The organism is Alcaligenes phenolicus, from assembly GCF_032063905.1.
In the GTDB taxonomy this organism is placed as follows: Bacteria; Pseudomonadota; Gammaproteobacteria; order Burkholderiales; family Burkholderiaceae_B; genus Alcaligenes; species Alcaligenes phenolicus.
In genome coordinates, this window is the sequence record NZ_DAMBOE010000005.1 from 211,857 (window position 1) to 238,046 (window position 26,190).

Here is a 26,190-nt window from a genome sequence, read left to right on the forward strand (position 1 = left end):
TATCGTTTTGCGTTTTTGAAACAGTTAAAAACGTCAGGTTTTGTAAATGGATGGCCTTGTAATTCGCTTTTCTATGTCGTGTGATAGATCCCGCTCCCCGGGATCGGTCTAGCCCAGCAAGGCGGGTTTGCGTTTTTGCACCCACTGCGTGGCCTGCTCATACGCGTAGGACAGTTGCAGCACCGCCATATCGGCCTGTGCAGGGCCCATGATCTGCAAGCCCATGGGCAATCCGGCTTCGTTAAAGCCGGCAGGCACGTTCATGACGGGCAGCCCTGCCAGAGAGCCGCCGATCACGATTTCCATCCAGCGGTGGTAGGTGTCCATTTTGCGCCCGGCGATTTCGCCAGGCCAGTGGGTGGTGCCAGCAAAGGGGAAGACCTGGGCGGTAGGCAGCACTAGATAGTCGTAGGTCTGGAACAGCTTGCGCAGGCTTTCGTACCATTTGCTGCGGTTGATGGAGGCTTGATAGACCTGCGCCCCGCTCAGGTTCAGGCCCCCCGCTACTTCCCAGATCGCCTCAGGCTTCATTTGGGCGCGCAGTTCCGGCTTGGCGTACAGGCCTTGTGCGGTTCCGGCTACGGTGAAGTGGCGCAGCGTCAGCCAGGTTTGCCAGAGCTGCTCCATGGAGTAGTCGGGCTGGGCTGCTTCGACGGTGCAGCCTATGGCCTCAAAGCTCTTCAAGGCGCTTTGGCACAGGTCCATGATGCCGGCTTCCATAGGCAGGTAACCGTTGTAGTCGCCCAGCCAGCCGATGCGGGTCCCCTTGAAGTCGCGTTGCAGTTTGCCGGCGAATTGTTGTGGGTCCTGGCTGATGCTAAGCGGGCTGCGGGCATCGAATCCGGCCTGGGTGGACAGCAGCATGGCCAGGTCGGACACGGTACGGCCCATGGGGCCTTCGTAGCCCATTTGCTGAAAGAACACTTCAGAGGTCGGGCCATAGGGCACGCGGCCTTGGGAGGGGCGAAAGCCGTAGACGTTGTTGAAGGCACCGGGGTTGCGCAGGGAGCCCATCATGTCGCTACCGTCAGCCACGGGCAGCATGCGGGTAGCCAGGGCGACGGCGGCCCCGCCACTGCTGCCGCCAGCACACAGATCGGGCTGGTAGGCATTGCCGGTGGTACCGAACACGGAGTTGTAGGTGTGCGACCCCAGGCCAAATTCCGGGGTATTGGTTTTACCGATCAGAATGGCACCCGATTGCCGCATGCGCTCCACGACGATGGCATCTTGTTTGGGCAGATAGTCCTTGAAAATCGGTGAACCGCTGGTGGTGACAATATCGACCGTGGCCGCCAGATCTTTGGGTGCCTGGGGCATGCCGTGCATCCAGCCCATGTACTGACCTGCTTTCAGTTGCTGATCGCGCTTGTCGGCCTGGGCCAGCAGGCCGCTGCGCTCTTGCAGGGACACAATGGCGTTGACCTTGGGGTTCACACGGTCGATGTGGTCCAGATAGGCCCCCATCACTTCGCGGCAGGAGACTTGGCGTTGTGCGATCCAGCCCGACAGAGTCAACGCGTCGGCCATGATGATGTCTTGAGCCGTGCCCGGACCGGGAGCGGTTTTTGCGAAGGCCTGGCGTCCCAAGGAAGGGGCCATACCCGCCAGCGAAAGCAGTCCGGTGGTTTTCAAAAAGCGGCGGCGTGTACCCAGTGGCGTTGGGGAATCAGTCATGTTTGTCTCCGGTGTTTTTGTAGGGCCATCCAAGTGGCCAAGCCATTCTATGCAGGTACAATGCGCGGCTCAAACGCCAAAAAATCATCAAGTTGATGCGGTCTGTGCATAAGCCGACTCAAGCGTCAGCAAGGGGACAAGCATGGACTTTCGCAAGCTACGGCACTTTGTGGCCGTTTGCGAACACGGTACGTTTCACCGGGCCGCGCAAGCTGTCCATTTAAGCCAGTCGGCCTTGAGTCGCAGCATTCAGGCTCTTGAGCAGGAGCTGGGTGTGCCGCTGTTTGATCGCAGCAGTCAGCGCATTTTCTTGACGCCTTATGGACGGGTACTGCTGGAGCGAGCACACCGGGTTTTGCAGGAGGGCCGTGCCTTGCAGCGCGAGCTGGCCTTGCTGCAGGGCGAGGACGCGGGCAGTCTGCGTTTGGGCTTAAGCTCTACCCCCGCTGCGGTCTTGCTGCATCCGTGCATGGTGGCGCTGCTGGAGGAGTACCCTCGTTTGCGTGTCGATGCTGTGATTGGCCGCACGCTGGAACTGATCGAGGGTTTGCGCCGGGAACGCTACGATATGGTGGTGCTGGACGTCAGTGCGGTGACCGATGTGCGTGGCCTGGATATTGAGTATTTGCCCGCCATGCAAGGCGATATGCTGGTCCGCCAGGGCCACCCGCTGTTGCAGCTGGAGTCGCTGGACTTTGCAGCGATCAGCCAGTATCCCGTGGCCTGCTCCGTAATCAGCGATGATTTGACCGAACGCCTGATTGCCGAGTTTGGCGCCCAAGGTCATCCCGACAGCTTTGTACGCTTTTGTTGTGATAGCTTCAGCATTCAGCGCGATGTGGTGCTGGATAGCGATATGGTTTTGATGAGTGTACTCGCGGCGGTACGGCGCGATATTGACGCTGGTGATCTGGTGCCGCTGGGTCTGTTTTCTTCATCCTTGTCAGGTCACTATGCCTTGGTGCGGCTGTCGGGCCGTACGCAACTGCCAGCTCTGGATATTGTTTACGATCTGGCGCGTCGCCTGTGCAGGGCCTAGGCTGGACGCCCCGCTTTCTGATCTGCCTTGTTTGAGGGTTTGCTGATGACGATTCCCTTGCCCATTCTGGACCTGAAGCAGTCAGGTGCCGAACACGTTTTTCGCGCTTTCATTGGCTGGTGGCCAGACGCGCAAACCCGCGCCTGGCTGGCGGAGCAGGCGCTGCACGCACATGCGATTTATGGCGGGCTGATGATGCAGCCTGATCACTTTCACTTGACCCTGGCGTTTCTGGACGGCAGCCGTGTGTCGGATCTGCAGACTTTGGCGACACAGATGGCGCAATGGACGGTGCCGCAGATCAAGTTGGATCTGACCATACGGGATGTATTCGAGAAACCAAGGGTAGTGTGGGCCGGGCCGGACGAGTCGCAAACTCAGGCACTGGCGGCCTTGCAGCAGTGGCATGACGAACTCTGGGCCAAGCTGACGGCCTTGGGCTGGACGCAGCCGCCGCGTCGTTTTCGCCCGCATGTGTCCTTGCTGCGCCATGCGCGGATTGCCGCCGATCAGTCCCATTGCCATGCTTTGCCCACGCAGGCCTTTGTGGGTGATGGTGCCGGTCTGATCGTGTCCGTTCCCGGTGAGCTGCGTAGCCAATATCATCTGGCCGCCCTGATGAAGCCTGAAAGGACAGGTGCATGAATATCCGCTTTTTAGAAACCTTTATCTGGATTGCCCGTTTGGGCAGTTTCCGTGCGGCAGCGAACAAGCAGCATCTGACACAAGCCGCCGTGTCGGGGCGGATTGCAGCCCTGGAAGCCGAGTTCCAGAAAACCCTGTTCGAGCGGGGCCACCGCGATCTACGCCTGACTCCCGCAGGTCGAAAATTGATGCAGTACGCCGAGCAGATGCTGGGCATGGAACACGATTTGCGTGAAGCACTGGCAGGCTCCAGCCGCTTGAGTGGACGGGTGCGCTTGGGCGTGGTCGAGTCCATTGTGCATACCTGGTTCAAGGATTTGATTCGTCAGCTGCATGCGCTCTACCCCGAACTGGAAATTGAGCTGACCGCCGAGTCCACCTTGCGCCTTCACGACTTGCTCAAGCGCGGCACCATTGATGTGGCCTTGCAGACCGACCCCATCATGGGGGACGGCATACGCAACTTGCCCATGGGCTCCATGCGCATGGGCTGGGTATGCATGGCCGATGAGTCGATGCCGGTACGCAGCGGTTTGCAGGAGCTGGTGCAACGCTGGCCTTTGGTGACCTTCCCTCGTGGTTCCCAGCCGCATCTGGCCTTGGTGCAACTGCTTGAACCCTTGCCTGTGGATCAGGCCCGGATTCACTACGTTTCTTCAATTGCCGCCAGCACGCAATTGATCGAAGCCCAGCCTTGCATTGCCACCTTGCCCCTGGCGGCAGTCAGCCGTCAGCTGGATAGCGGTCTGTACCAGGAAATTGTTTGCGAACATGCCTTGCCTGATTTGCGCCTGGTCGCCAGTTGGCGGCCCGATCCTTTAACGCAGACCGCCCAGGCGGTGATTGGAGTGGCTTTGGAGCGCATGCACCATTTTGCGGCCGAGCATCCTGGGCTGGCTTTACCCCCGCCAGACACGCGTGTCTTCGCGATTTAGCGTTTGAGGGTTTTCCCCTTGCCTGCGCATGTGTACTGAGCGTGGGCTTGCTTGATAATCTATATACCGCGCCACTCGCTTGAATTGATCGCTTTTTCCTATTGCCCCAGGCTGAAATAAACCGTTTGGAATCCGCCCAGAAGCCGTTGGACACTCCCATAAAGAGTGTGCAATGACTTTGATTCAGGAGGCTTTCGTGTCTGCTACTTTTCGTACTGATCGTGATGCGCCGGGGGAACTGTTCATCTGGACGGATATCGCCCCTGAGCATGAGCAGGATTTCAATCAATGGTATGAGCGCGAGCACATGGCTGAACGTGCGGCCATACCCGGCTTTCAATGGTCGCGCCGTTATGTGCGCCAAGGTGCCGGGCGCAAGTATCTGGCCTTGTATCGCACCGAGTCCCTGCGGGTTTTTGGGACGGCAGAATACAAGAAGGCCTTTGAGCAGCAAACGGATTGGTCCAATACCAACTTTGCTCGCATGAGCAATACCCAGCGGCGCGTGATGGCGGTGTCCTTGCTGGGAGGGGTTGGCACTGGGGCCGTGGTCTTGCTGGTGCGTTTGCCGGAGGCAGCACAACTGGATGTGCTGGCAGCTCAGAGTTCAGCGTATCTGAAGCAAACCGATGGCCTGCTGGCCTTGCGTGTGCTGACGCCAGACCCAGAGCTTTCTACCCCTTTGCCGTCCGAGGATACGCAGCAGCGCAGCCTGGACCCCTACCTGGTGGCGGATCTGACCACCTTGAATGCTGCTCGTACCCTGGCTGCCCGCTTGCAGCAGGATCTGGGAGTGGCGACCAACGATGTATCCGAGTTTTCTTTGTTGTGGGATCTGCAGTCACGGGATCTGAATGCAAGCCGCTCATAAGGCGGCCATCACCTCAATTCTTGGGAGAAGCGATATCATGATCAAAAAACTACTTTCCATGGCTTGCGTTCTAGCGCTGGCTGGCACCGCGCAGGCGGCGACCAACTGGAACATGAGTACCGAGCAGCCTGATAACAACTTCCTGACGCAAAACGCGCGTGAGTTTGCGGCGGACATCAAGGCGGCCACCAACGGCGAACTGAATATCAACGTGCAATCGAACTCGGTGCTGCTCAAGCGCCCCGAGGTCAAGCGTGGTGTACAGCAAGGCGTGGTGCAGGCTGGTGAAATGCTGGTGGCGGCCATTGGCAATGAAGACCCTTTGTTCGAGGTCGATAGTGTGCCGTTCCTGGCCTCATCCTTCGATCAGTCGGAAAAACTGTGGAAAGCCACTCGCCCCTTCCTGGCTGAGCGTCTGGACAAGCAGGGTATTGTCCTGGTTTATGGTTCGCCCTGGCCACCGCAAGGCATTTACACCAAAAAGCCGGTGGAACAGTTGTCTGATCTGGCCGGTGTCCGTTTTCGTGCCTACAGCCCCGCTACCAGCCGCCTGGTTTCCTTGATGGGGGCAGTGCCCACCACGGTGCAAACACCCGAAGTGCCTCAGGCGTTTTCTACCGGCATTATTGATGCCATGTTGACTTCGCCCGCAACCGGGGTGGATTCGCAGGCTTGGGACTACGTGAAATACTACTACGACGCCCAGGTCTTCATCCCACAAAGCTTTGTGATCATCAATAAGCGCGCCTTCCAGCGCCTGCCGGAGAACGTCCAGAAAGCGGTTCTGGAGGCGGGTGAACGTGCTGAACAACGTGGCTGGGCCATGTCGCGCGAGCAGACTTCCAAGCTGACTCAGACCATGGCTGACAAGGGCATGGTCGTCGGCCAGTTAAGCGAGAAGCTGGCTGGCGAGCTTCATGCCATTGGCCAGACCATGACCGAAGAGTGGCTGAAAAAGGCCGGTGCCGACGGCCAGAAGCTGCTTGATACCTACCGTCAGCCCTAAACAAGGAGTGCGTCCATGATTGTGCTGGAGCGTATGGCCAGAGTATGCGGCGCACTGGCCGCACTCTTTCTCTGTTTGATCGGGGTGGTGGTGACGGCGCAGATTGTGGCGCGCCTGTTTTCCATGCAAATACCCGCCTCGGATGACTTTGCGGGCTGGTTTATGGCGGCGTCTATTTTCCTGGCACTGCCTTATGCCATGTTGCGCGGGGATCATATCCGCGTCACGCTTTTGCTGCAGGTGATCCCCGAGCGTTTGCAGCGTCCTTACGAGCTGCTGGCCACCACGATTGGTTTGGTGCTGGCTGCCTGGTGCACCTGGGAGACCGCCCACTTTGTTTATGAGTCCTTCATCTACAAGGAAGTGGCCCAGGGCATGGTGGCCGTACCGCTGTGGATTCCGCAGTTGGGCATGCCGATTGGTCTGGGATTGTTGACCCTGATGCTGCTGCGACGCTTGCTGCACGCGGCGCAAGGTCAACCACTGGAGGCGACCGAACATGGCTGATTTATCTCAGGCAATTGTGCTGTTTGTTGTTCTGCTTGCCTTGCTGGCCAGTGGCGTGTGGGTGGCGCTGGTTCTGATCGCTTGCGGTATCTTGTCCATCATTTTGTATGCCGATGCACCGGCGGGCATTATCTTTGCCACCAAGGCGTGGGACTCTTCGGCCAGTTGGGCCTTGACGGCCTTGCCCCTGTTTATCTGGATGGGGGAAATTCTGTATCGAACGCGGTTGGCCGAAGATATGTTCAGCGGCCTGGGGCCTTGGGTACAGCGCTTGCCTGGGCGACTGGTGCATGTGAACACGTTTGGTTGCGGTATCTTTGCCGCGGTCAGTGGTTCCTCGGCGGCAACGGCGGCGACCATCGGGCGCATCTCCTTGCCCGAGCTGAAAGCGCGCGGCTACGACGACAGTATCAGCATTGGCTCCCTGGCCGGAGCAGGGACCTTGGGCCTGCTGATTCCACCGTCCATTGTGATGATTGTGTATGCCGTTGCTGCTCAGGTTTCCATCATCCGCCTGTTTGTGGCGGGTGTGCTGCCCGGCATCATGCTGATGTGCCTGTTCTCGCTGTACATCGCGATCTGGTCCTTGCGCCACCCGGACCGTGTGCCTGCGGATGTCGAAACCTTGACCTGGGGCGAGAAAATCCGCCGTCTGCGCTTGCTCTTGCCCGTGGTGCTGCTGATTGTGGCGGTGATCGGCTCGATCTACGGCGGTATCGCCACCGCCACCGAAGCCGCGGTGCTGGGTGTGATCGGCTCTTTGGTCATCGCTGCGTTTGGACGATCGCTTAACTGGAAGAATTTTGTGGAGAGTTTGCTGGGGGCGGCACGGACCTCCTGCATGATTTCCTTCATCCTGATCGGTGCGGCTTACCTGACCAGTGCCATGAGCTTTACCGGATTACCTGCGAATCTGGCCGCCTGGATCGGCTCCCTGGGTTTGAGCCAATACGCCTTGATTGCCGTATTGACTGTGTTCTTTGTGATTCTGGGTGCGTTCCTGGACGGTATCTCGATTGTGGTCCTGACTACCTCGGTCTTGCTGCCTGCCGTGATTGCCGCTGGCATTGATCCGATCTGGTTCGGTGTCTACCTGATTCTGACAGTGGAAATGGCCCAGATCACTCCGCCTATTGGTTTTAACCTGTTCGTGATTCAGGGCATTACCGGGCGCAACCTGTTTGAGCTGGTACGCATGGCGTTCCCGTTTTTCCTGTTGCTGGTTCTGGCGACAGCCCTGGTGACGATATTCCCGCAAATCGTCATGGTCTTGCCTAACGCCATGTAAGGGGGAAGGGAGATGGCAATGGCTTACGTAACTCTGGGCTCGCAGCGCTACAAGGTAGAGCGCGCCTGGACTCAGGCGGACATCAGCAGTATCACCAGTGTGGCGGTGCTGGCTGATGGGCGCATCGCCGCCTTGCTGCGTCGCCCGGCCTGCGTGCTGGTGCTTGCTCCGGATGGGCAGGTGTCGGCGCGCTGGTCCCTGGAGGAAATCCTGTGTCCGCACCATATCAGCGCCCGCCCGCAAGGCGGGGTGCTGGTCACGGATCTGGACGGGCATCAGGTTCTGGCGCTGGACGCCCAAGGCAATGAGCAATGGCGTTTGGGCAAACCCGAGCAACCTCGCTGGCAGGATCCTTTCAACCATCCCACGCATGCGGTCGAGTGCACCGACGGGGGCTTATGGGTCACCGATGGCTACGGCAATACGGTGGTCCATCGCTTTGACCCGCAACGCCAATGGCTGGCGGCATTAGGCGCGCCGGGCTCCGGTCCCTTGCAGTTCAGCACGCCCCATATGCTGGCCTGTGCCGCCGACGGTTCGGTCTGGGTGGCGGACCGGGAAAACAACCGAGTCCAGCATCTGGATGCGCAAGGCCGTTATCTGGGCGAGCTGCGCCCCATGCACAAGCCCATGGCGGTAGCTGTGCAAACAGATGGTTCGGTGCTGGTTAGTGACCAAACAGCCAGCCTGTCTTTATTCGACCCGGATTCGGGCACCTTGGTGGGGCGCTGCCGGGTACAAGGCGTGTACGGACACGGCCTGTCCGCCGGTTTGGATGGGCGTATTTATATAGCCGAAATGTTGCCGGATTGTTTGACCTGCTTACAGCCTGCTTAATTGTCCACAAAGCAGAAGCAGTAATCGGCGCTATGGAGGCTCTCAGGGTAATTTCCCTTGTTCGTAAGGACGTAGTGTAGAACGCGGCTCTGCTTGCCCGATCTGTTGGAAGAAGGATTGCACTATTTTTGCGATCTTGTTGGCCAGGAGAGGTGGGACTGCATTACCTACCTGATGATATTGCTGAGTCCTGTTGCCCTGGAAGAAGTAGTTATCCGGGAATGTTTGCAGACGGGCTGCTTCCCTGACTGTCAGGCTGCGGCATTGGCTGGGATCGAAATGAATAAAGTAATGCCCGTCTTTAGATATATGGCTGGTTACGGTGGTAGCAGGCAAGTTTCCAAGTTGCACACGGAAGCGATCAGCAAATTTTCCGCTTTCCCAGTTGTCATGATTAGGGCGTAAACCGTCGAGTGTGAAGTCCTGATGTCCTTTTGGCGACCGTCCGACTACCTCAGCAAAAGCAGCAGCGTATACGTATCTGCGCAGATCACTCGTCATATGGCTACGCGCCTCGTGATTGAGCCATACAGTGAGATGCTCGTCCTCATACCAGCGATCGAGTTCTGATCGATCGGTACATGCTGATGAACGTTTGGGCATTCTCAGACCGCCTCGGGGAAGGACCTTGATGGTCTGGGATGTGCGTTTGAGTGCTTCCCTGATCCGGGTCATTTTTGGTCCTTCAATCAAGGACGCTGCATGTTCCAGCTCAACGAGGTGTTGGACGACAGTTTTTTTCCATTGTTCCGCATTATCTGTCTGCCTGCTTAAAGCGCTACGCAAGGGCGGCAAGTTGCCAATCGCATCCGAAACCGAAACGGGAGGTTCGACTACCAAGCAATCTGGCTGTATACCGAGTTTCAGAATATCTTCACGAATTCCCATGAGAATGACGCGATGTCGAGCCTGTGGAATTCCATGCTCTTCTGCCTTGACCACAAAGTCATGAGCGTTGATGGATGCAGGGTCGTCACCTCGACCGAAGGTTGTTTGACAGGACAGGGAGTAAATTCGATAGCCTTGGCCGGAGCATGGGGATTTCAATGCCGAGTCCGGATCCGTCAAGTCTTGCAGGATGGAGTGAAAGATCCGCTGCCCACCAACAGAGGAAGAAAGTATGCCCTTGACATTTTCCATGATGAAGACGGCAGGGCGATGTTTTTGCAGGATCCGCAGGTATTCCTTATAGAGAAAATGACGATGGTCCTCCTCTGGTATGTAGTCTACCTCTCCCCGATTTCGAGCTCTTCCGACAAGCGAGTATGCTTGACAGGGAGGGCCTCCTATCAGGACCCATGGTGTGCGCGAATCAATGCCCGCCTTGCTGATTTGCTCATCCAGCTTTTGATTATCGGCAGGTTTGCCAAGCGTCAGCCGCTGTGCTTCTGTTCCCGCTTCATCCCATATGTCCCGATTGCTAGCATCATAGGGAAGTGGCGTCAGCCCATGACAATATTGATAGTATGACTGCAGAAACTGGTCAGATTGCCGGCGCTTTAATAGACGGAAGAATGCCCTCAGTCTTAGTGTCGAGTGTGCTGCTTCATCCATTTCAGCGGACACGGCAATGCGGAATGGCTCGTCGGGCAGCGATGAAAAGCCTTCGCCCAAGCCGCCCGGGCCAGCAAAAAGGTCAACGATTGGAATTGGTTTTGTAAGTTTTTCGAAGTTCACTACAGTCTGCTTTGCTAAATGGATACCACAAGAATTTATCCAGGATACCAGGAACCATGGATGTAGTCGATGTTGCTACCCGTTCAAGAATGATGGCGGGGATACGCTCAAAAAACACACGGCCGGAAGTTCGCCTGCGGCGATTTCTGCACGGAAGAGGTTTTCGATACCGTTTACATGCCAGGAATCTGCCTGGAAGTCCTGATATTGTGCTCTCCAAGTACCGGGTTGTGATTTTTGTACATGGATGTTTTTGGCACCAGCACTCAGGGTGCAAGTACGCAACAATGCCACACACTAATAAGGAAAAGTGGCAAAAAAAATTTGCGGACAATGCTGTGCGTGACCAGAGAAATATGGATGACCTGATCGCGGCGGGCTGGCGCCCGATTGTAGTTTGGGAATGCGCGTTGCGAAACAAAGTCCCGGATCAGGATCTAGAGTGGATTATTGCCGAAATTCTGGCTGGACCGTGGAACTGAGCAGCTCCGTGCATGGTATCGATATTGGAAAGCTTTCATGCAAAGCATGAAAAAGTAGCCGGCGCTATGGAAGCTCTCAGAGCAAATCCATTAGACTATGCGCATGAATACGTCCGTGCCTCTGTATGTTCGTACAGATTCCTCCGGCCAGCTGCAATTGCTAGGCGATTGGTCCTTGCGTCACTACGAAGCGCTGCAAAGCAGTTTGCACTCGCTCAGTGACAAGCAGGGCCGTTGGTCTTTGGATTTCAGCGAACTGAAGTCGCTGGACACCACGGGTGCTCAAGTCCTGTGCGAATGGCTGGGTGCCGAGCGTGTGCAGGCGGCCTTGGACAGTGCGCAAGGCTTGTCCAAAGAGCGCCATCAACTATTGCAGACCGTTGCCAAGGCGATGAGCCGCATGGACCATGAGCAGTTGGTTCCGGCGCGCTGGGGCATTACGGATTTGTTCGAGCGCGTGGGCCTGTCCATGGTCCACATTTCGCGCAATGTGCGTGAGCTGCTGGGTTTTATCGGCCTGACGCTGGAAACCCTGATTCTGAACATGCTGCGGCCCAGCCAGTGGCGCGTTACCTCGATTGTGGCGCAGCTTGAAGAGACGGCCTTTAACGCCGTCCCTATTGTGGCCTTGCTGACTTTCCTGGTGGGCGCGGTGATCGCGTTTCTGGGGGCGACGGTGCTGGCGGACTTTGGTGCCACCATCTACACCGTAAACCTGGTCGGCTTTTCCTTTTTGCGTGAATTTGCAGTGCTCTTGACCGCCATCTTGATGGCAGGCCGCACCGCCAGTGCCTTTACCGCGCAGATCGGCTCCATGAAAGCGAACGAGGAAATCGACGCTTTGCGCGCCCAGGGCTTGAATCCCATGCTGATTCTGGTCATTCCGCGTGTACTAGCCATGCTGCTGGCCATGCCTATTTTGACCTTTGTGGGTATGGTGGCCGGGATCTTTGGCGGTGGGCTGGTCTGCGCCCTGATTCTGGATATTTCACCCACCATGTTCATCAATATCTTCAATCAGGATATTGATTTGCGGCACTTTGTGCTGGGCATGGCCAAGGCTCCGATCTTTGCCTTTTTGATCGCCGTGATTGGTTGCCAGGAGGGCTTTAAAGTCACCGGCAGCGCGCAGTCCGTGGGTGAGCACACGACCTCGGCGGTGGTGCAGTCCATCTTTATCGTGATCCTGATTGATGCGCTGGCCGCGCTGTTCTTCATGGAGATGGGATGGTAGACACCGCCGCTCGTCCCATTATTCAAGTACGTGACCTGGATAATCGCTTTGGCGATCACGTTGTGCACGAACATCTGGATATGGATGTGTACCCTGGCGAGATCGTCGGTGTGGTGGGCGGCTCCGGTACGGGCAAGTCCGTGCTGCTGCGCTCCATTCTGGGATTGCGCCCGCCTACTGGCGGCACAGTCCGCATTTTTGATCAGGAAATTGGCACCCTGTCGCCCGAAGATCGTTCGCGGCTGGAGCGCCGCTTGGGCGTGCTGTTCCAGCAAGGCGCCTTGTTCTCCTCGCTGACGGTGGTGGAGAACATTGCCATGCCCTTGATCGAACATATTGGGCTGTCCCGCTCCGACGCTGAGCATATCGCCGCCATGAAGATGTCCCTGGCGGGCTTGCCGGCCAATGCGGCCACCAAATATCCGGCCGAGCTGTCCGGTGGCATGATCAAGCGTGCCGCCCTGGCACGTGCTCTGGCGCTGGACCCGGAAATCCTGTTTCTGGACGAACCTACTGCCGGTCTGGACCCGGTGGGCGCGGGTGATTTCGACCAGCTTATTTTGACCTTGCGCGATGCGCTGGGATTGACCGTGTTTCTGGTTACACACGATCTGGATACGCTCTACACCATTTGTGACCGAGTTGCCGTGCTGGCGGAAAAGCGGGTGCTGGTCAACGACACATTGGCGCGGGTAGAGCAAGTTGATAACGACTGGATCCGGGAGTACTTCCACGGTCCACGGGGACGGGCTGCCGAACAGGCCCAAAACCGTCGTCAGGAGCATAGTTAATGGAACCGCGTGCCCATCATGTATTGATCGGGGTCTTTACCTTGGTAGTGGCTGTGGCTGCTGTCCTGTTCTCGCTTTGGCTGGCCAAGGCGGGGCAAGATGCCGAGACCCGCGATTACGATATTGTCTTTCTGGAAGGTGTGCGTGGTCTGTCTCGTGGCAGCGCCGTGCAGTACAACGGCTTGCGGGTTGGTGAGGTGCGCTCGCTGCGCCTGGACCCGAACGACTTGCAGCGTGTGCGTGCGCAAGTGTCAATTCAGGCGGCCATCCCTATTCACGAAGATACCCAGGCTCGCCTGGCACTGGCTGGCATTACCGGCCAATCCGTGATCGAACTTAGCGGGGGGACACCGAACAGCCCCTTGCTGGAAGCCACCGGCGATAACCTGCCCATGATTGTGGCTTCGCCTTCCCCTCTGGCCCAGTTGATGGCCGGTGGTGAAGAGTTGATGACGCAAATTTCCAAGCTGCTGGAGAACGCCAATACCTTCTTGTCGTCCGAGAACTCCAAGTCCCTGTCCGCCAGTTTGCAAAAGCTGGAAGCCTTGATGGGCCAGCTCTCGACCGCTAGCGAAGGCGTGCCATCCTTGGTCAAGGAGTTGTCCCAAGCCAGCCAGCAAGCCACCACCCTGCTGTCGTCTACACAAGGTCTGGTAGACCGCCAGGGTACGCAAGCCATGAATGCCATCCAGAAATCCATGGAGGATTTCAGCCGTGCCACACAAAGCTTGAACAAGCTGTTGGAGCAGAATTCGGCCGCTATTGGCCGGGGTGCTCAGGGTCTGACCGAGATCGAACCCGCCTTGCGTGAATTGCGTCAGGTGCTGGCCGGTTTCCGTGCCGTCACCTCCCGTCTGGAAGATAATCCAGCCGGCTACCTCTTGGGTCGCGACAAATTACAGGAGTTCACACCATGATGCCCACTGTTGTGCGTCGTTTCTTGCAGGTATCGCTAGTCGGTCTGGCCGTTTTGTCCACCGCCTGCTCGGTCCTGCCTCAGGCCGAATCCCTGACGTATTATCAGCTTCCCGCTACCAGCTTGAAGGCCCAGCAAGCGCCTGCTTCGCATAAGAGCCTGATTATTCAGGTGAACCGGCCCCACGCCGAGCGCCTGCTGGCCAGCTCGCGCATTACGGTTCTGCCTCAAGGTAACGAGCTAAGTGCCTACAAAGGCGTACGCTGGGGGGACGATGTGCCCGCCTTGTTGCGTAATCGACTGGCCGATGCCTTGCGTGACTCGGCTCAGTTCCGGGCGGTGGTGCTGGATACCGAATCTGTCATCGCTGATGTGGAAGTGGGCGGGACGTTGGGAGCTTTTCAGGTCGAATATATTCAGCGCGCCCCACGGGTACGGATTCAGTTTGATGCGTTAGTGCGCGATCAGCGCTCGGGCCAGTTGATTCAGACCCGTCGCTTTGTCGCTCAACAGGATGTTGTCGGCACGGCCGTGCCACAGGTGGTTGAAGCATTTGGGCAGGCCACGGATGCCTTGTCCTTGCAGGTCAGCCAATGGTTAGCTTCTTTAACGGTCCAGGCTAATACTCTTTAATGACATGTACGAGTCACGTGATGAGCCCCTGATTACGGGGTGGCAATTTGCCAAGCGCTTGTTGTCGCATGCCCTTATCGGCATTATTTTCGTGGCCTTTTCTCTGATGCTGGGGGCATTGGGCCATATGTGGTTTGAAGAGAATGTGCACTGGCACGATGCCGCCTTGAATGCGGCCATGATGGTCGGTGGGCTGGGGCCGATGGCCTTGCCTGAAACATGGGCTGGCAAGGTGTTCTTTGCCATTTATGGCGCGTATATCAGTCTGGTACTGGCCGCGACTTTCGGTCTGATTATTGCCCCTGTGCTGCATAGAATTTTGCACACCTTCCATCTGGAAGACTAAGCAACAGAAAAAAGGCCCCACACTACGCTTTTCGGTTTGCTGCCGCCTGAGGGGGCTTTTTATTGGCAGCACCGAGTCTTAATACGGACCGGCGGCAAAAAAGGCGCTGTGTTTTAGGCAGTTTCTTCAAAAGAGGGAGATCCCACCTTTTGGAACTGCTCAAAACACAGCGCCTTTTCTATTGCCTGGCTATGAATCAGCCTTGTACCCGTTCCTGCTCCAACTTGGCGATCAAAGCGGGTAGCTCGTCCATGCGGCGGAAGGTGTCACGCACACCCAGGCGGCGCAAATCCTCCTCCTTATCAGGAACCGGGCAGTAGCCCAGCACCGTGGCGCCTGCGGCCAGGCCTGCACTTGCGCCAGTCACGCTGTCTTCCACGACCAGGCATTGTTGCGGGTCAACGCCCAGCCCTTGAGCGGCGGCTAGATAGACATCCGGGTATGGCTTGTTGCGTGGCGTTTCAGCGCCGCTATAGATATGGGTGCCGAAGTAATCCAGCAGACCAGTCTGGCCTAGTTGCAGCACCAATTTGGCGCGGTCTGCGCCGGACGCGCAGGCAATCATGCCGGGCTTGTCGCGCAAGATCGCATCCAGCGTGTCCTGAATACCGGGAATGGCCATGACTTCATTGGTCAGTGCGTGGTTGCGACGCATGCGAAAGGCCATCACCCATTCCATATCCAGATCTTTACCTGTCATCTTGCGCACGGTGGGCAGCTCGTCGGGTAGTGCCTTGCCAATGAACCAGTCATAGCACTGCTCATACGTCATCACCCAGCCTTCCTCTTGCAACATATCCCGCAGTACACGAACCGTGATTGGTTCGCTGTCGACCAGCACACCGTCACAATCAAACAGCACAGCGGAAAATGTCATGGGTAATACCTTTTAAGCCAATAAAACTAGAAGTCTGTGATGATACAGCAGGCCGTCCGCATACAGAATTCAGGTGCAATATCGGCGCCAGACCTTATGGGCTCGTAGCGCGCCTAGTGAAAACCCCGACTTGTAAATAATTGATTATTGATATATTTATATCTAAACTAAAATTTCATAACAAACCTTTCTGCGGAAGTTCCGTCATGGTGAATAAAACAACTCGGGTGGTGGCAGCGGCCTTGCTGGCTTTGGGAATGGCTGGCGCACAGGCAGCGGAAGTAACGCTGAAAGCGGTGTCAGTCTTTACGATGGACACGTTCTTTACCAAGCGCTTCAAGCAATTCGTTGACAAGGTCAACACGGAAGGCAAGGGTCTGGTACAGATCAACGTCATTGGCGGGCCAGAGGCCATTCCTCCTTTCGAAGTAGGTAATGCACTGCGTTCCGGCGTGATTGATTTCGCCAATACCACCGCCGTATTCCACGCCAATCTAGTGCCTGAAGCATTGGCTTTGACGCTGACAGAAAAACCCATGAGCGAGCTGCGTCAGAACGGCGGCTACGAGCTGATGGACAAGATTCACCGCGAGAAAGCCAACATCACCTGGCTGGCTCGTACGACGGATGGTTTGCAATACCACATCTATACCAACAAGCCTGTGACCTCGGCAGACCTGTCGGGCTTCAAGCTGCGTGGCGTGCCCGTGTACCTGTCCTTCTTCCGCGAAATTGGCGCCACGCCGCTGCAGATTCCACCAGGCGAGGTCTACACCGCGCTGGAGCGTGGCGTGGTTGACGGCTATGGCTGGCCTTCCGTGGGTGTGATGGAAATGGGCTGGCATGAAAAGACCAAATACCGTGTCGAGCCAGGCTTCTACAACGTGGAAGTGGGTTTCTTCATGAACCAGAAGAGTTGGGAGAAACTGGACGAAGACCAGAAAGCCTTCATGCGCAAGCAAATCGAGTGGATGGAGTCGCAGAACGTGACTGAACACCAGATGGCAATTGATGAGAAAGCGGCTACCGAACAAGCCGGTGTGCAAGCCTTGGTTCTGGAACCTGACGTAGCTCGTGCCTTGCGTACCAAGGCTTACGAAGCAGGCTGGGCCGGTATCGATAAATCCAGCCCCAAATACGCCGCGCAACTGCGCGAACTGTTTGGTGGTTATCAGCCTTAAACAAGATTGCTGATTACGTAGTTTTTGACAGTGGACATTGTGCCCTTGGGGACAGTGTCCACTTTTTGATGGTGCCATACGGGCGGCAAGATGCCCGCCCTTTCAGTGACTTTGATCTGCGGAGAAGACGAGATGTCTGCTGCAACTGCCCCGGAAGGCCAGCCTTCCAACACGACCTGGGGGCGTCCTTACGCCCTGTTAATGAACGCTTGCGGAGCCGTTGCGGCGCTGACTTTCGGGCTGATGAGCCTGCTGGTTTGTGCCGACGTGGTGCTGCGCAACCTGGGTTACGACGCGCTGTCCACCAGCGTGGAAGTAACCGAATACATGCTGATTATTGCCACCTTCGTGGCAGCGCCATGGGTGCTGTACCTGGGCGGCCATATCCGTATCGACGTGCTGTTCAACAATCTGCCCATGCCTGTCCAGCGCTTGCTGGACCTGATCTCCAACCTGCTGGGTCTGGTGGTCTGTGGTGTGCTGGCCTGGCAATGCGCCGTCGTCGCTCTGGATGCTCACGAGCAAGGAGCCATGGTATTTAAAGCCCTGGTGTTCCCGGAGTGGTGGCTGAATCTGCCTTTGCTGTTCGGTGCATCCATGCTGGCGCTGGAATTCCTGCGTCGCCTGATTTCCCGTCCTGTTGAGCAAGGAGTCTGAGCATGGAATGGCACATGGCCTTGATCCTGCTGCTGGGATCACTTTTTCTCTTGATGGCCATCGGCACACCGGTGGTCTTTGCCTTCCTGTCCGTGAACTTGCTGGGCGCGTGGCTATTTCTAGGTGAAGCGGCTGGTTTGGCCCAATGGGCGCGTAACACCACCGCCTCTATTGGCAGCTTTTCCTTAACGCCCATCCCATTATTCGTCCTGATGGGCGAGGTGCTGTTCCACACCGGGCTGGCCTTCAAAGCCATCGACTCCATCGAGCGCATGATCTCGCGCGTGCCGGGCAAACTGTCCATCGTCAGTATTTTGGGCGGTACGACCTTCGCTACCCTGTCGGGTTCGTCCATTGCCAACACCGCCATGATGGGCGGCGTGATGCTGCCAGAAATGCTGCGTCGCGGCTATCACCCCACCATGGCCATGGGACCCATCATGGCAGTAGGCGGTATCGCCATGCTGATCCCACCTTCGGCATTGGCTGTCATGCTGGGTAGCCTGGCGGGCATCTCCATCGAACGACTACTGATCGGCGGCATCCTGCCCGGCATGTTGATGGCAGCCGGCTTCCTTGCCTACGTGGTCGTGCGCAGCCGCCTGCGTCCGCAAGACGCACCCATGAGCGACGAAGATCCAGCCACTCGCCTGAAAGGCTGGGCCTTGTGGAAACCTTTCGTGTTCAACGTCGTGCCATTGCTGGGTATCTTTATTGCGGTGGTTGGCTCGATGCTGGCCGGTTGGGCATCGCCCACTGAATCGGCCGCGATCGGCGTGGTGGCTTCGGTAATCGCTACCATCGCCTACCGTGCCCTGACCCTGAAAGCACTGTGGAAGAGCCTGATCGAAACCGCCAAAGTGTCGGTTGTGATCCTGTTCATCCTGGCCGCGTCCACCACTTTCGCACAACTGCTGAGTTTCTCCGGTGCCAGCGCAGGCTTCCTGGGCATGATCAAAGACTACGACCTGTCGCCCTTCGTGCTGGTTATCTGCATGCTCCTGGTGCTGCTGGTCATGGGCATGGTGCTGGACCAAATTTCCATGATGATGATCGCTTTGCCCTTCTTCATGCCCCTGGCCCTAGCCGCAGGTGTGGATACCGTCTGGCTGGGTGTCATGATCCTGATCGCACTGGAAATTGGCCTGCTGACCCCACCGTTCGGCCTGCTGCTGATCGTGATGCAAAGCGTGGCCCCGCCATCTATCCGCTTGCCCCACATCTACAGCGCCGCCGTGCCCTTCCTGGTCATAGAAGTCGGCATCCTGGCCCTGGTCTTGTTCGTTCCCTGGATTGCCGTGGGCTTGCCAGGACTGATCGGCTAAGACAGAGCAGGCAGTCTGAAAGTGGGACAACAAGTATGTTGTCCCGCGAAGAAAGCCAGAGTCTGGACAAGACTTTCAAACTAAAAAACCTCAGTTCGGCAGATGCCGAACTGAGGTTTTTTTATGCTCGATAGTGCTGATCATTTTTTGCCGCCTATTTATGTGCAGCAAAGTGATTGATTTGGAAGCGGCGCATAAAAACTTAAATGATTTTTCTGCCTGTTGCTGAGGTCGATTCTGGAGCCGAGCAGGACGCAGGCAGTGTGTGTATCGACAGCGTTCAAGTCAGTTTTTAAGGCTTAAGCGCATAAGCCGCTACGCTTTTAACCTGTGTGTAGTAAAGCGCACTCAGACATTGGCAAGTACGGGCTTAGGACAGCGATTGTCTACTCCCATCTTTCCAAGCAATTCCTTTTATCAAGCAGCTCTACGATCAATCATTTCTACGATCAGCGATCCCGTTAAGAACACTAACTCGGAGCATGCAAACCCCGATCAACAATCGTCCGATAAAAGATGCTGTGAGCTGATTGAGGGGCTGGCCCGGTGTTGGGGCGGATCAGGTGACTTGCCGCAGGCAGATAATTGCGCAGGGGTGCAAGCACCTTGCTGTTCGAGTCCGACGTTTGTGGTTTGTCCGGGGGACAAACCACCGGACGAGTTCAAGGTGCGCCCGTAGCGATTATCTGACCAGGGCACCGGCGCGCAGCGCCGGCAAGTTGCCAGCCCCGACACCGGGCCAGCCCCTTAATCAGCGTCTTATAGTCACCTTCTTCATCGCGTCGAACAGTTGCTGACTCCAAGCCTTGAGTCATACCGATCTCTACACGCTGGGCATCTAAACCCAACCCCCTCTAAACAGGCCATTCCAAAGAAAGTTGTTGAGAAAGTGCCTTTACTCCCGCACAGGATCAGCATAGATCCCGCTATCCCGCAGAACCAAAGCGACCTTATCCCCCCGCTGGACAGCCTCATCCAGCACACGAGCAATCAACACTGGCCCCGCATCGCTGGCCACCGTTGCCAGCATATACACCCCAGTCTCCTCGCCAGAAGAGGCACTACGCGTCAGTTCCGTCACCACACCAGACGCACACCCCTCAGCCAGAAACTCATCCCCATGACACTTCGGACACAAGAACCGCGCCGGAAACACCCGATGATCACACTGCACACAACGAAATACAGAAGGGCTCATCACAAGGCCTCCAAAACAAGCGCCGTCGAACACATGCCATAGCGATACTCCACCATGCCGTATCCCGTGACCAAACCGTAACGGGCCTGCGTTACCTGACGCTCCCCCGCCTGACCGCTCAACTGACGCATCACCTCCACCAGTCCATGCAGACTGCAAGCAGCCCCGGCCTGCCCAGCCGACAATTGCCCGCCAGAGGTATTCAAAGGCACACGTCCCGTCGCAATCGACTCGTGAATAAACTGCTTGGCGTTATCAGCCCGAAAGAAGCCCAAATCCTGCAATTGCGCCAGAACCATGACGGGGTAGTCATCATAAATACTGAGGACATCCATATCAGCCGGACTCAGTCCCGAATCCGCCCACAAAGTTGGAGCCAAAGCCGCCAAACCCGTGCTCAAACCATCGCCTTGCTGATCATCAATATTATGAAAGCTGCGTAAAGCCTTTACCGTAATCGCAGGCTGATTCTGCGCCGCCGGATGATCCGCGCGCATCACAATCAAGGCATTGGCTCCATCCACCACCGGCACACAATCCAGTCGCGTCAAAGGATCTGCCACTTGAGGCGCATTCAAGTACTCATCCAGACTCATGGGACTGCGATACGCAGCACCCGGATTCATGCTGGCCCATAGCCGCTGGCGCATCACCAGCGCTGCGTAGTCCTCTCGCTCCAAACCCAGCTTGCGCATTTGATTCGCCGTCAGCATGGCAAAGCGATGATTCGGACTGCCAGCCCCTAAAGGGCGCAAATGATCGTAAGTAGTCTGGTTATAGTTTTCGACCAGTTGCTGGAAGTCCCTGGCCTGAAAATGATCCCCGGCCACAATCGCAATACAGCGAGCATCACCTGCCTGAACCGCGCGAATAGCGTGCTGCAAAATGTTCAGACCACTGGCGCCGCCATTGCTGTCATCCATGATCCAGCCTACCTTCAGGCCCAGCTTCCAGGCCAGATCAATGGCCCGATCGGGAGCGTGGGTGAACGAGGCTACCCCTAAACCGTCAATATCACTGGCCTTTACGCCGGCAGCCGCAATGGCCTGTTTGAAAGCCTGGGCCAGCAGCTCGGAGGTGCCAAGCTGACCACGCCGGGTGTAGGTGACCTCGGTTGCGCCCAGCAGGCGCACCGTGTCCAGATTGAAATTAGGCGTCATCTTGAATTCCTGTGGCAGCCATTAGCGGCGAACCTGATAGCCCGCTTTTTCTCTATCCCAGGTGTCGGGACCAATGCCGCGATCACGCAGAGCAAACTTTTGAATCTTGCCATTTTCCGTAGTGGGCAAGACTTGGGCAAATTCAATAAAGCGCGGTACGGCAAAGTAAGGCAGACGGCGCTCGCAATGCTGCAGCAGCTCCTCGCAGCTGACCGTGCAATCCGGACGCAACACAATCATGGCCATGACCTCGTCTTCGGCCAGCTCGGACTTGGCAGCATAGACGGCAACCGTATGAACCGCAGGATGGCTGGCCAAAGCTTGCTCGACTTCGTAGGAAGAAATGTTTTCACCACGACGGCGAATCATGTCCTTCAGCCGGTCCACAAAGCGGTAGTAACCATCCGCATCGCGCACGACGCGGTCACCCGTGTGGAACCACAGATTTTTCCAGGTTTCTACTGTCTTGTCCGGTTGACCGTAATAGCCCAGCGCGAAGGCGTAGGGTTCATCGGCGCGCAATAACAGCTCGCCCACTTCACCGTCTGGCAAGGGATTGTCGTGCTCATCCACGACCAGCGCCTCAAAGCCTTCAGAGACGCGGCCCATATAGCCATTGCGCTGTTCCTGAATGCCACGGCCCATGACATAGTTAGTCTCGGTAGAACCAAAGCCATCCAGCAGATGCATGCGGCAGCGCTCCAGAAACTGGCTATGAAATTGCTCGGGAACACCGGGGCCTAATGCAATGCGCGTCTTGTGCAGCTTCTCTGCCGCCGTCTCAGGTTTGGACAGCAAGATAGGCACCATCGCGCCTAGCAGATAGGTAATCGTGGCGCCGGTTTCATACAGATTGTCGAAGAAACGGCTGGCCGAGAAACGCTTGTCCACCACCATGCAGGCGTCGCTGACCAGAGCCTGGAAAAACGTATTCAAGGCATTGGTGTGGAACATGGGCAGGCAGGTGTACAACACATCATCGGGCTTCATGCCCAGCTTGCTGGCGGTGTAAATGCCCCACCAGTAGAACTGGGCGTGCGGGCACTGAACGCCTTTGGAAGGGCCCGAGGTGCCGGAGGTGTACAGAATGGCTAGCGTATCGCCGGGGCCTATATCGGCAGGCTCGCAGTAATCGCCCAAAGCAGGCAGATCGCAGGTGCTCACCGCCAGTGTTTGTGCCGCTTCCTGGCCTTGAATCAACCAGGCTTGCTTGACGGCAGTGGCGCCAAGGTCGACATCGGCCAACAGCGGCGTCAGATCCGTTTCCACTACCAGCAAACTGGCCTGGCTATTGCACAAGATGTGCTGCAACTGCGCTCCGCGCGAGGCGGTATTGATAGGCACCACAATTGCGCCCAGCCAGCCGCAACCCAGAACCATATCCAGGAATTCGTGGCGGTTGGTGCACAGCAAGGCAACACGGTCACCACGTTTGATACCGGCGCGGCTCAATCGGCTGGCGCTGGCAGCGGCCGTCTGCAAGGTCTGCTGGCCGGTGTAATGAGTGTTGCGGTCTGAAAACAGCGGAGCATCACCCATGCGCTCTGCGCGCAGGCGCAACAAGGCGGGTACCGTGCGTTGCGTGGCAGGTATTGAAAACAGCGGCAATTCAGAAGCAGGAATGGAATGGGCGTGCATGATCTATCTGTCTCCCGGCCAACGCGCGATCAAGGCGGCAAGCCGATATGCATGGGTGAAATTACTAATATCCTGCAAACAGTATACTGCAATATATTATTTTGAAATTCCTGTCCTGCACCGGAAAAACCCGAAGTAGCTAAAGGCCACCAGGCAGTGGTATTTCGCGCAAACCAGGGGCGGCGCAAGGACAGAAAAGGGGGCGTTTTGCAGGCCGGAGCAGGATAGCCAGCAAGACGGTTGATCAGGTTTATGGACGACAGTCGATCAGCAACAAGCAGGCCAGGCTCACGTGTTTGAGCCAATGTGCTTCACAATGACTTTGAATAAGCCCACAGGGGCAACGGGGATAGAACAATGAAGGTATGGCTTAAATTGGCAACGTGTTGTGCGCTGATGTTGGGTGCACAGGCCCATGCTCAAAACAAGAATGTGACGCTGGTTGTGCCTTACCCACCGGGCGGTGCGGCTGACCAGTTGGCGCGGGTGATTTCCCAGGAAATGGGCACGCGCTTTGATCAGAAAGTCATTGTGGAAAACCGTCCGGGTGCGGGTGCCCAGGTTGCCATGAACGTAGTGAAAAACGCTAACCCCAGCTCCTTGGGTACGGTGTTGTTCCTGGCCGATAGCGGTGCTTACTCCTTGAACCGCCACCTGTACCAACGTCTGAATTACGACGTGGCTACCGACCTGATCCCCATGACGCTGGCTGCCAAGGCGCCGGTGTTCCTGCTGGTCAATAAAGACAGCCCCTTCAAGACGGTTCAGGATCTGGTTGCAGCTGGCCAGAAGCAGGAGCTGACATACGGCTCGCCCGGTATGGGTACGGGCACTCATCTTTTGGGCGAGATGCTGCGTAAAGAAACCGGCGCTCGTTTGGTGCACGTGCCTTACAAGGGCGCAGGCCCCGCTTTGATTGATGCCGTCAGCGGCCAGATCGACTTTATTTTTGACGTGCTGACGGGCAGCCGTGGCTTCCTGGAAGATGGCCGCCTGCGCGCGATTGCCGCAGCGACAACTGAGCGAAGCCCTCTGCGTCCAGACGTTCCTACGATTGCCGAAGCCGGTATCCCTAACGTGGCCTTCACCATCTGGTGGGGTATTTCGGCCAAAGCCGGTACGCCTGACGAAGACGTTGCTCGTCTGACCGAGCAACTGACGGCTGTCCTGAAAGAGGATGCAGTGGTCAAGAAATTCGTGGACTTCGGCATTCAGATCGAGCCTTCCACTCCCAAAGAGTTTGCTGACCTGATCGAGCACGATGCTCAAGCCATGGGACCAACCATCAAGGCCCTGGAAATCACGCTGGACTAAAGACGTGATGGCTTGAAGAAAAAAGGCGCTACGGCGCCTTTTTTTGTTGTGCGTGGGCTGTTCCGGAACCAAGAGGGGACACTGTTCTCAACAAACAAGACAGTTGCTTGGGCTGAAGGGCTAAACCTTGTCTATGGGTTACAGCCGGGGCTTTATATTGCCGGTGATTGAGCAGGAAGCATCGACGGCGGCAGCAATCACAGCCTCCTTCGCAGTTTCCTGCTTATGCTGAATCATTAAGCCAGCAATTCCGCCTGTTTGAGGCAGTAAGCCGAGCAGCAAATGACCAGATTTTTCATGATCAGATGGGCCGCCTGCTCTTCCTGACGCTCGCTGAAAGCCTGACAAATCGCCTTGGCTCGCTGCATGGTTTCCAGACGGAATTGAGGGTCTTGCAAGCAGGCAATCCGGGCCTGATCAGCCTGATCATGCAGGCGCTCCATCGTATCGACCAGTTGCTTGTTGGGCACCATGCTGATCCAGGCGCTGCGGAACGCCCAGTTGGCCTGAATATTGTCGATAGGGTCGCCCTGTTGATGCGTGGCTTCAATGCGGCCCAGGGCCTGTTCCATGGCCAGCATGCCCACTCTGCTTTGATTGACGCAAGCCAACTTGGCGGCTGGTGGCTCCAGTAGCAGGCGCACCGAGAAAATATCTTCAATATCCTGAGCGGTGTAGACCCGCAGCACAAAGCCGCGCGACGTCCCTTCCAGCACCCCTTCGTTTTTCAGTTGCAGCAAGGCTTCGCGCACCGGCATGCGCGAGACATTCAAGCTGGCGGCGATTTCGTTATCCACCAGCCGCACATCAAAACCGATTTTGCCCAAGGCGATGTCCTGGCGCAGCATGCCGTAGACTTGTTCACGGATATTGGGTTCGCGTTTTTTATAAGGATTGGCAGCCATAAGCTCGCCCGGCGCCTGGCGCACGGCAAAAGACTCGAAGGGCTATAGGATACCAAGTAAGCACCGGGGACTGACGCGTTTTATGTCAGGCCAAGTTGCAGGATAATAAGTCGTTTTCAGACCAGCACGTAGCAGGAGGGCCAGTCGATGCGGTGGCGGCATGTGGAAATTTTTGATGCGATTTGCCGTGGCGGCTCGTTGACGCAGGCCGCGCAGTTGCTGCATATCTCTCAGCCTGCGGCCAGCAAAATGTTGGCGACAGCAGAAATGCAGCTGGGCTTTCGATTGTTCGACCGTGTGCGCGGCCGCCTGATTCCTACGCGTGAGGCCAGCATTCTGGCCCCCTACGTTGCGCGTCTGCATCAGAATCTGGATGACGTCAGCCGACTGGCGCGTAATCTGCGCTCCCACCATGAAGGCTTGTGGCGTATTGGCAGCAGCCCGGCTTTTGGTTTGGAGCTATTGCCGGTGGCCTTGAGCCGTTGTCGTCGGGCTCACCCGGCCATGAGTTTCGAGCTGCGCACACACCATAGCGGGGAGCTACTGCAAGCGCTGGAAACGCGCGACCTGGATATGGTGATGAGCTTTGATCAGGGCGAGTCTTCCGGCGTGCAACAGCAGGTGCTGGCCCATACCGAGCTGGTGCACGTTACCTTGCCGGGCGTTGCACCCTTGCGTCATTGGGAAGAGATGGCCGAGCGTGCTTTCATCGCTTTGGATGCTGACGACCCCGTTGGCGCGATGGTGGAGGATCTGCTGCAAAGCTATGTCCCCGATGTTGCCCCCTTCATGCGTGTACAGACCCATTACGTGGCTTGTGGCCTGGTTTTACAACAGGTGGGCGAGGCCCTGGTGGATCTGGTCACGGCCCGAGCCATGCAGGGGCGAGGCCTTGCCATACACCGCCTGCCCGAGCCTTTGCCAATTCCAGTCAGCATTTTGACGGCTCATGACGATGTCGGTTCTGGCTCGCGTGAGCGTGTGCTGGATCACATCCGGCAGGCTCTGCTGGAATGCCGTTTTCCGGATTGAGCAGAACGCTGATTCCATA

26 protein-coding genes are annotated in these 26,190 nt (G+C 56.9%); 19 read left to right on the plus strand and 7 right to left on the minus strand.

Annotation, left to right across the window (positions count from 1 at the left end; genetic code table 11):
- Positions 1–108: 108 nt before the first annotated feature.
- A complete protein-coding gene (locus U2949_RS12380) occupies positions 109–1,677 on the minus strand; it encodes an amidase (RefSeq protein ID WP_321288040.1) in 1,569 nt (522 codons plus the stop codon).
- Between the two features lie 142 nt (positions 1,678–1,819).
- Here U2949_RS12380 and U2949_RS12385 point away from each other — a divergent pair, with 142 nt between their 5' ends.
- From U2949_RS12385 to U2949_RS12420, 8 genes are all read left to right on the plus strand, one after another.
- Entirely contained in the window at positions 1,820–2,716 is an 897-nt protein-coding gene (locus U2949_RS12385) for a LysR family transcriptional regulator (RefSeq protein WP_257723383.1), read from the plus strand.
- Positions 2,717–2,761: 45 nt separating this feature from the next.
- Positions 2,762–3,361: an RNA 2',3'-cyclic phosphodiesterase gene (gene thpR, locus U2949_RS12390; protein ID WP_257723384.1), complete on the plus strand. Its 600-nt coding sequence runs from the start codon at positions 2,762–2,764 to the stop codon at positions 3,359–3,361.
- Positions 3,358–4,296, plus strand: coding sequence for a LysR family transcriptional regulator (locus tag U2949_RS12395; protein ID WP_257723385.1), 939 nt, complete (start codon positions 3,358–3,360; stop codon positions 4,294–4,296). The genes thpR and U2949_RS12395 overlap by 4 nt, the downstream gene beginning before the upstream one ends.
- Before the next feature lie 196 nt (positions 4,297–4,492).
- On the plus strand, positions 4,493–5,167 hold the full coding sequence (locus U2949_RS12400) for a DUF4286 family protein (RefSeq protein WP_257723386.1): 675 nt from the start codon (positions 4,493–4,495) through the stop codon (positions 5,165–5,167).
- Between the two features lie 37 nt (positions 5,168–5,204).
- Positions 5,205–6,173, plus strand: a complete 969-nt coding sequence (locus U2949_RS12405) for a TRAP transporter substrate-binding protein (protein ID WP_035274876.1) — start codon at positions 5,205–5,207, stop codon at positions 6,171–6,173.
- 15 nt (positions 6,174–6,188) lie between these two features.
- Entirely contained in the window at positions 6,189–6,680 is a 492-nt protein-coding gene (locus U2949_RS12410; RefSeq protein WP_321288045.1) for a TRAP transporter small permease, read from the plus strand.
- Positions 6,673–7,968, plus strand: coding sequence for a TRAP transporter large permease (locus tag U2949_RS12415; protein WP_026483827.1), 1,296 nt, complete (start codon positions 6,673–6,675; stop codon positions 7,966–7,968). Before U2949_RS12410 ends, U2949_RS12415 begins: the two co-directional genes overlap by 8 nt.
- 18 nt (positions 7,969–7,986) lie before the next feature.
- Positions 7,987–8,805 carry an outer membrane protein assembly factor BamB family protein gene (locus U2949_RS12420; protein WP_321288048.1) on the plus strand — a complete coding sequence of 273 codons (819 nt, stop codon included), beginning with the start codon at positions 7,987–7,989 and terminating at the stop codon, positions 8,803–8,805.
- Positions 8,806–8,847: 42 nt separating this feature from the next.
- Here the strand turns inward: U2949_RS12420 and U2949_RS12425 are convergent, their stop codons facing one another.
- Positions 8,848–10,482, minus strand: coding sequence for a DNA cytosine methyltransferase (locus U2949_RS12425; RefSeq protein WP_321288050.1), 1,635 nt, complete (start codon positions 10,480–10,482; stop codon positions 8,848–8,850).
- Between the two features lie 56 nt (positions 10,483–10,538).
- Here U2949_RS12425 and U2949_RS12430 point away from each other — a divergent pair, with 56 nt between their 5' ends.
- The 6 genes from U2949_RS12430 to U2949_RS12455 all read left to right on the plus strand — a co-directional run bounded on the left by U2949_RS12430 (position 10,539) and on the right by U2949_RS12455 (position 14,884).
- Positions 10,539–10,964 carry a very short patch repair endonuclease gene (locus U2949_RS12430; protein ID WP_321288052.1) on the plus strand — a complete coding sequence of 142 codons (426 nt, stop codon included), beginning with the start codon at positions 10,539–10,541 and terminating at the stop codon, positions 10,962–10,964.
- Between the two features lie 97 nt (positions 10,965–11,061).
- A complete protein-coding gene (locus tag U2949_RS12435; protein WP_035274873.1) occupies positions 11,062–12,198 on the plus strand; it encodes an ABC transporter permease in 1,137 nt (378 codons plus the stop codon).
- The gene (locus tag U2949_RS12440) at positions 12,192–12,989 is read left to right on the plus strand and encodes an ABC transporter ATP-binding protein (protein WP_042484690.1); all 798 of its coding nucleotides are present in this window, start codon (positions 12,192–12,194) and stop codon (positions 12,987–12,989) included. Before U2949_RS12435 ends, U2949_RS12440 begins: the two co-directional genes overlap by 7 nt.
- Positions 12,989–13,906, plus strand: coding sequence for an MlaD family protein (locus U2949_RS12445; RefSeq protein ID WP_035268619.1), 918 nt, complete (start codon positions 12,989–12,991; stop codon positions 13,904–13,906). The genes U2949_RS12440 and U2949_RS12445 overlap by 1 nt, the downstream gene beginning before the upstream one ends.
- Positions 13,903–14,538, plus strand: coding sequence for an ABC-type transport auxiliary lipoprotein family protein (locus U2949_RS12450; protein WP_026483822.1), 636 nt, complete (start codon positions 13,903–13,905; stop codon positions 14,536–14,538). Before U2949_RS12445 ends, U2949_RS12450 begins: the two co-directional genes overlap by 4 nt.
- A 4-nt stretch (positions 14,539–14,542) precedes the next feature.
- Entirely contained in the window at positions 14,543–14,884 is a 342-nt protein-coding gene (locus tag U2949_RS12455; protein ID WP_026483821.1) for a hypothetical protein, read from the plus strand.
- Between the two features lie 196 nt (positions 14,885–15,080).
- Here U2949_RS12455 and U2949_RS12460 read toward each other — a convergent pair whose 3' ends face one another.
- On the minus strand, positions 15,081–15,761 hold the full coding sequence (locus U2949_RS12460) for an HAD family hydrolase (RefSeq protein WP_009460180.1): 681 nt from the start codon (positions 15,759–15,761) through the stop codon (positions 15,081–15,083).
- Positions 15,762–15,967: 206 nt separating this feature from the next.
- Between U2949_RS12460 and dctP the strand changes: the two genes are divergently transcribed.
- From dctP to U2949_RS12475, 3 genes are all read left to right on the plus strand, one after another.
- On the plus strand, positions 15,968–16,942 hold the full coding sequence (gene dctP, locus U2949_RS12465; protein WP_026483820.1) for a TRAP transporter substrate-binding protein DctP: 975 nt from the start codon (positions 15,968–15,970) through the stop codon (positions 16,940–16,942).
- A gap of 132 nt (positions 16,943–17,074) precedes the next feature.
- Positions 17,075–17,599: a TRAP transporter small permease gene (locus U2949_RS12470; protein ID WP_321288057.1), complete on the plus strand. Its 525-nt coding sequence runs from the start codon at positions 17,075–17,077 to the stop codon at positions 17,597–17,599.
- A gap of 2 nt (positions 17,600–17,601) precedes the next feature.
- Entirely contained in the window at positions 17,602–18,924 is a 1,323-nt protein-coding gene (locus tag U2949_RS12475; RefSeq protein ID WP_009460177.1) for a TRAP transporter large permease, read from the plus strand.
- Between the two features lie 895 nt (positions 18,925–19,819).
- Here the strand turns inward: U2949_RS12475 and U2949_RS12480 are convergent.
- From U2949_RS12480 to U2949_RS12490, 3 genes are read right to left on the minus strand one after another with little or no spacing between them, the layout of a single operon-like run.
- Positions 19,820–20,122 carry a PhlB family protein gene (locus U2949_RS12480; RefSeq protein WP_026483818.1) on the minus strand — a complete coding sequence of 101 codons (303 nt, stop codon included), beginning with the start codon at positions 20,120–20,122 and terminating at the stop codon, positions 19,820–19,822.
- Positions 20,122–21,282: a thiolase family protein gene (locus U2949_RS12485; protein ID WP_026483817.1), complete on the minus strand. Its 1,161-nt coding sequence runs from the start codon at positions 21,280–21,282 to the stop codon at positions 20,122–20,124. The genes U2949_RS12480 and U2949_RS12485 overlap by 1 nt, the downstream gene beginning before the upstream one ends.
- Positions 21,283–21,303: 21 nt before the next feature.
- Positions 21,304–22,920 carry an ATP-dependent acyl-CoA ligase gene (locus U2949_RS12490; protein WP_035274870.1) on the minus strand — a complete coding sequence of 539 codons (1,617 nt, stop codon included), beginning with the start codon at positions 22,918–22,920 and terminating at the stop codon, positions 21,304–21,306.
- A gap of 357 nt (positions 22,921–23,277) precedes the next feature.
- Here U2949_RS12490 and U2949_RS12495 point away from each other — a divergent pair, with 357 nt between their 5' ends.
- Positions 23,278–24,234, plus strand: a complete 957-nt coding sequence (locus tag U2949_RS12495) for a Bug family tripartite tricarboxylate transporter substrate binding protein (protein ID WP_026483815.1) — start codon at positions 23,278–23,280, stop codon at positions 24,232–24,234.
- A gap of 236 nt (positions 24,235–24,470) precedes the next feature.
- Here the strand turns inward: U2949_RS12495 and U2949_RS12500 are convergent, their stop codons facing one another.
- Positions 24,471–25,139, minus strand: a complete 669-nt coding sequence (locus U2949_RS12500; protein WP_321288060.1) for a GntR family transcriptional regulator — start codon at positions 25,137–25,139, stop codon at positions 24,471–24,473.
- Between the two features lie 147 nt (positions 25,140–25,286).
- Between U2949_RS12500 and U2949_RS12505 the strand changes: the two genes are divergently transcribed.
- A complete protein-coding gene (locus U2949_RS12505; protein ID WP_321288062.1) occupies positions 25,287–26,171 on the plus strand; it encodes a LysR family transcriptional regulator in 885 nt (294 codons plus the stop codon).
- Positions 26,172–26,190 lie beyond the last annotated feature (19 nt).

Excerpts from the sequence above, each read along its gene's own strand:
- thpR (WP_257723384.1), top strand. The coding sequence starts at position 2,762 with ATGACGATTCCCTTGCCCATTCTGGACCTGAAGCAGTCAGGTGCCGAA.
- U2949_RS12460 (WP_009460180.1), bottom strand. The coding sequence starts at position 15,761 with ATGACATTTTCCGCTGTGCTGTTTGATTGTGACGGTGTGCTGGTCGAC.
- U2949_RS12410 (WP_321288045.1), top strand. The coding sequence starts at position 6,189 with ATGATTGTGCTGGAGCGTATGGCCAGAGTATGCGGCGCACTGGCCGCA.
- U2949_RS12505 (WP_321288062.1), top strand. The coding sequence starts at position 25,287 with ATGCGGTGGCGGCATGTGGAAATTTTTGATGCGATTTGCCGTGGCGGC.
- U2949_RS12395 (WP_257723385.1), top strand. The coding sequence starts at position 3,358 with ATGAATATCCGCTTTTTAGAAACCTTTATCTGGATTGCCCGTTTGGGC.
- U2949_RS12485 (WP_026483817.1), bottom strand. The coding sequence starts at position 21,282 with ATGACGCCTAATTTCAATCTGGACACGGTGCGCCTGCTGGGCGCAACC.
- U2949_RS12445 (WP_035268619.1), top strand. The coding sequence starts at position 12,989 with ATGGAACCGCGTGCCCATCATGTATTGATCGGGGTCTTTACCTTGGTA.
- dctP (WP_026483820.1), top strand. The coding sequence starts at position 15,968 with ATGGTGAATAAAACAACTCGGGTGGTGGCAGCGGCCTTGCTGGCTTTG.
- U2949_RS12420 (WP_321288048.1), top strand. The coding sequence starts at position 7,987 with ATGGCTTACGTAACTCTGGGCTCGCAGCGCTACAAGGTAGAGCGCGCC.
- U2949_RS12440 (WP_042484690.1), top strand. The coding sequence starts at position 12,192 with ATGGTAGACACCGCCGCTCGTCCCATTATTCAAGTACGTGACCTGGAT.
- U2949_RS12490 (WP_035274870.1), bottom strand. The coding sequence starts at position 22,920 with ATGCACGCCCATTCCATTCCTGCTTCTGAATTGCCGCTGTTTTCAATA.
- U2949_RS12380 (WP_321288040.1), bottom strand. The coding sequence starts at position 1,677 with ATGACTGATTCCCCAACGCCACTGGGTACACGCCGCCGCTTTTTGAAA.
- U2949_RS12435 (WP_035274873.1), top strand. The coding sequence starts at position 11,062 with ATGCGCATGAATACGTCCGTGCCTCTGTATGTTCGTACAGATTCCTCC.
- U2949_RS12385 (WP_257723383.1), top strand. The coding sequence starts at position 1,820 with ATGGACTTTCGCAAGCTACGGCACTTTGTGGCCGTTTGCGAACACGGT.
- U2949_RS12450 (WP_026483822.1), top strand. The coding sequence starts at position 13,903 with ATGATGCCCACTGTTGTGCGTCGTTTCTTGCAGGTATCGCTAGTCGGT.
- U2949_RS12455 (WP_026483821.1), top strand. The coding sequence starts at position 14,543 with ATGTACGAGTCACGTGATGAGCCCCTGATTACGGGGTGGCAATTTGCC.
- U2949_RS12470 (WP_321288057.1), top strand. The coding sequence starts at position 17,075 with ATGTCTGCTGCAACTGCCCCGGAAGGCCAGCCTTCCAACACGACCTGG.
- U2949_RS12475 (WP_009460177.1), top strand. The coding sequence starts at position 17,602 with ATGGAATGGCACATGGCCTTGATCCTGCTGCTGGGATCACTTTTTCTC.
- U2949_RS12480 (WP_026483818.1), bottom strand. The coding sequence starts at position 20,122 with ATGAGCCCTTCTGTATTTCGTTGTGTGCAGTGTGATCATCGGGTGTTT.
- U2949_RS12495 (WP_026483815.1), top strand. The coding sequence starts at position 23,278 with ATGAAGGTATGGCTTAAATTGGCAACGTGTTGTGCGCTGATGTTGGGT.
- U2949_RS12500 (WP_321288060.1), bottom strand. The coding sequence starts at position 25,139 with ATGGCTGCCAATCCTTATAAAAAACGCGAACCCAATATCCGTGAACAA.
- U2949_RS12405 (WP_035274876.1), top strand. The coding sequence starts at position 5,205 with ATGATCAAAAAACTACTTTCCATGGCTTGCGTTCTAGCGCTGGCTGGC.
- U2949_RS12415 (WP_026483827.1), top strand. The coding sequence starts at position 6,673 with ATGGCTGATTTATCTCAGGCAATTGTGCTGTTTGTTGTTCTGCTTGCC.
- U2949_RS12430 (WP_321288052.1), top strand. The coding sequence starts at position 10,539 with ATGGATGTAGTCGATGTTGCTACCCGTTCAAGAATGATGGCGGGGATA.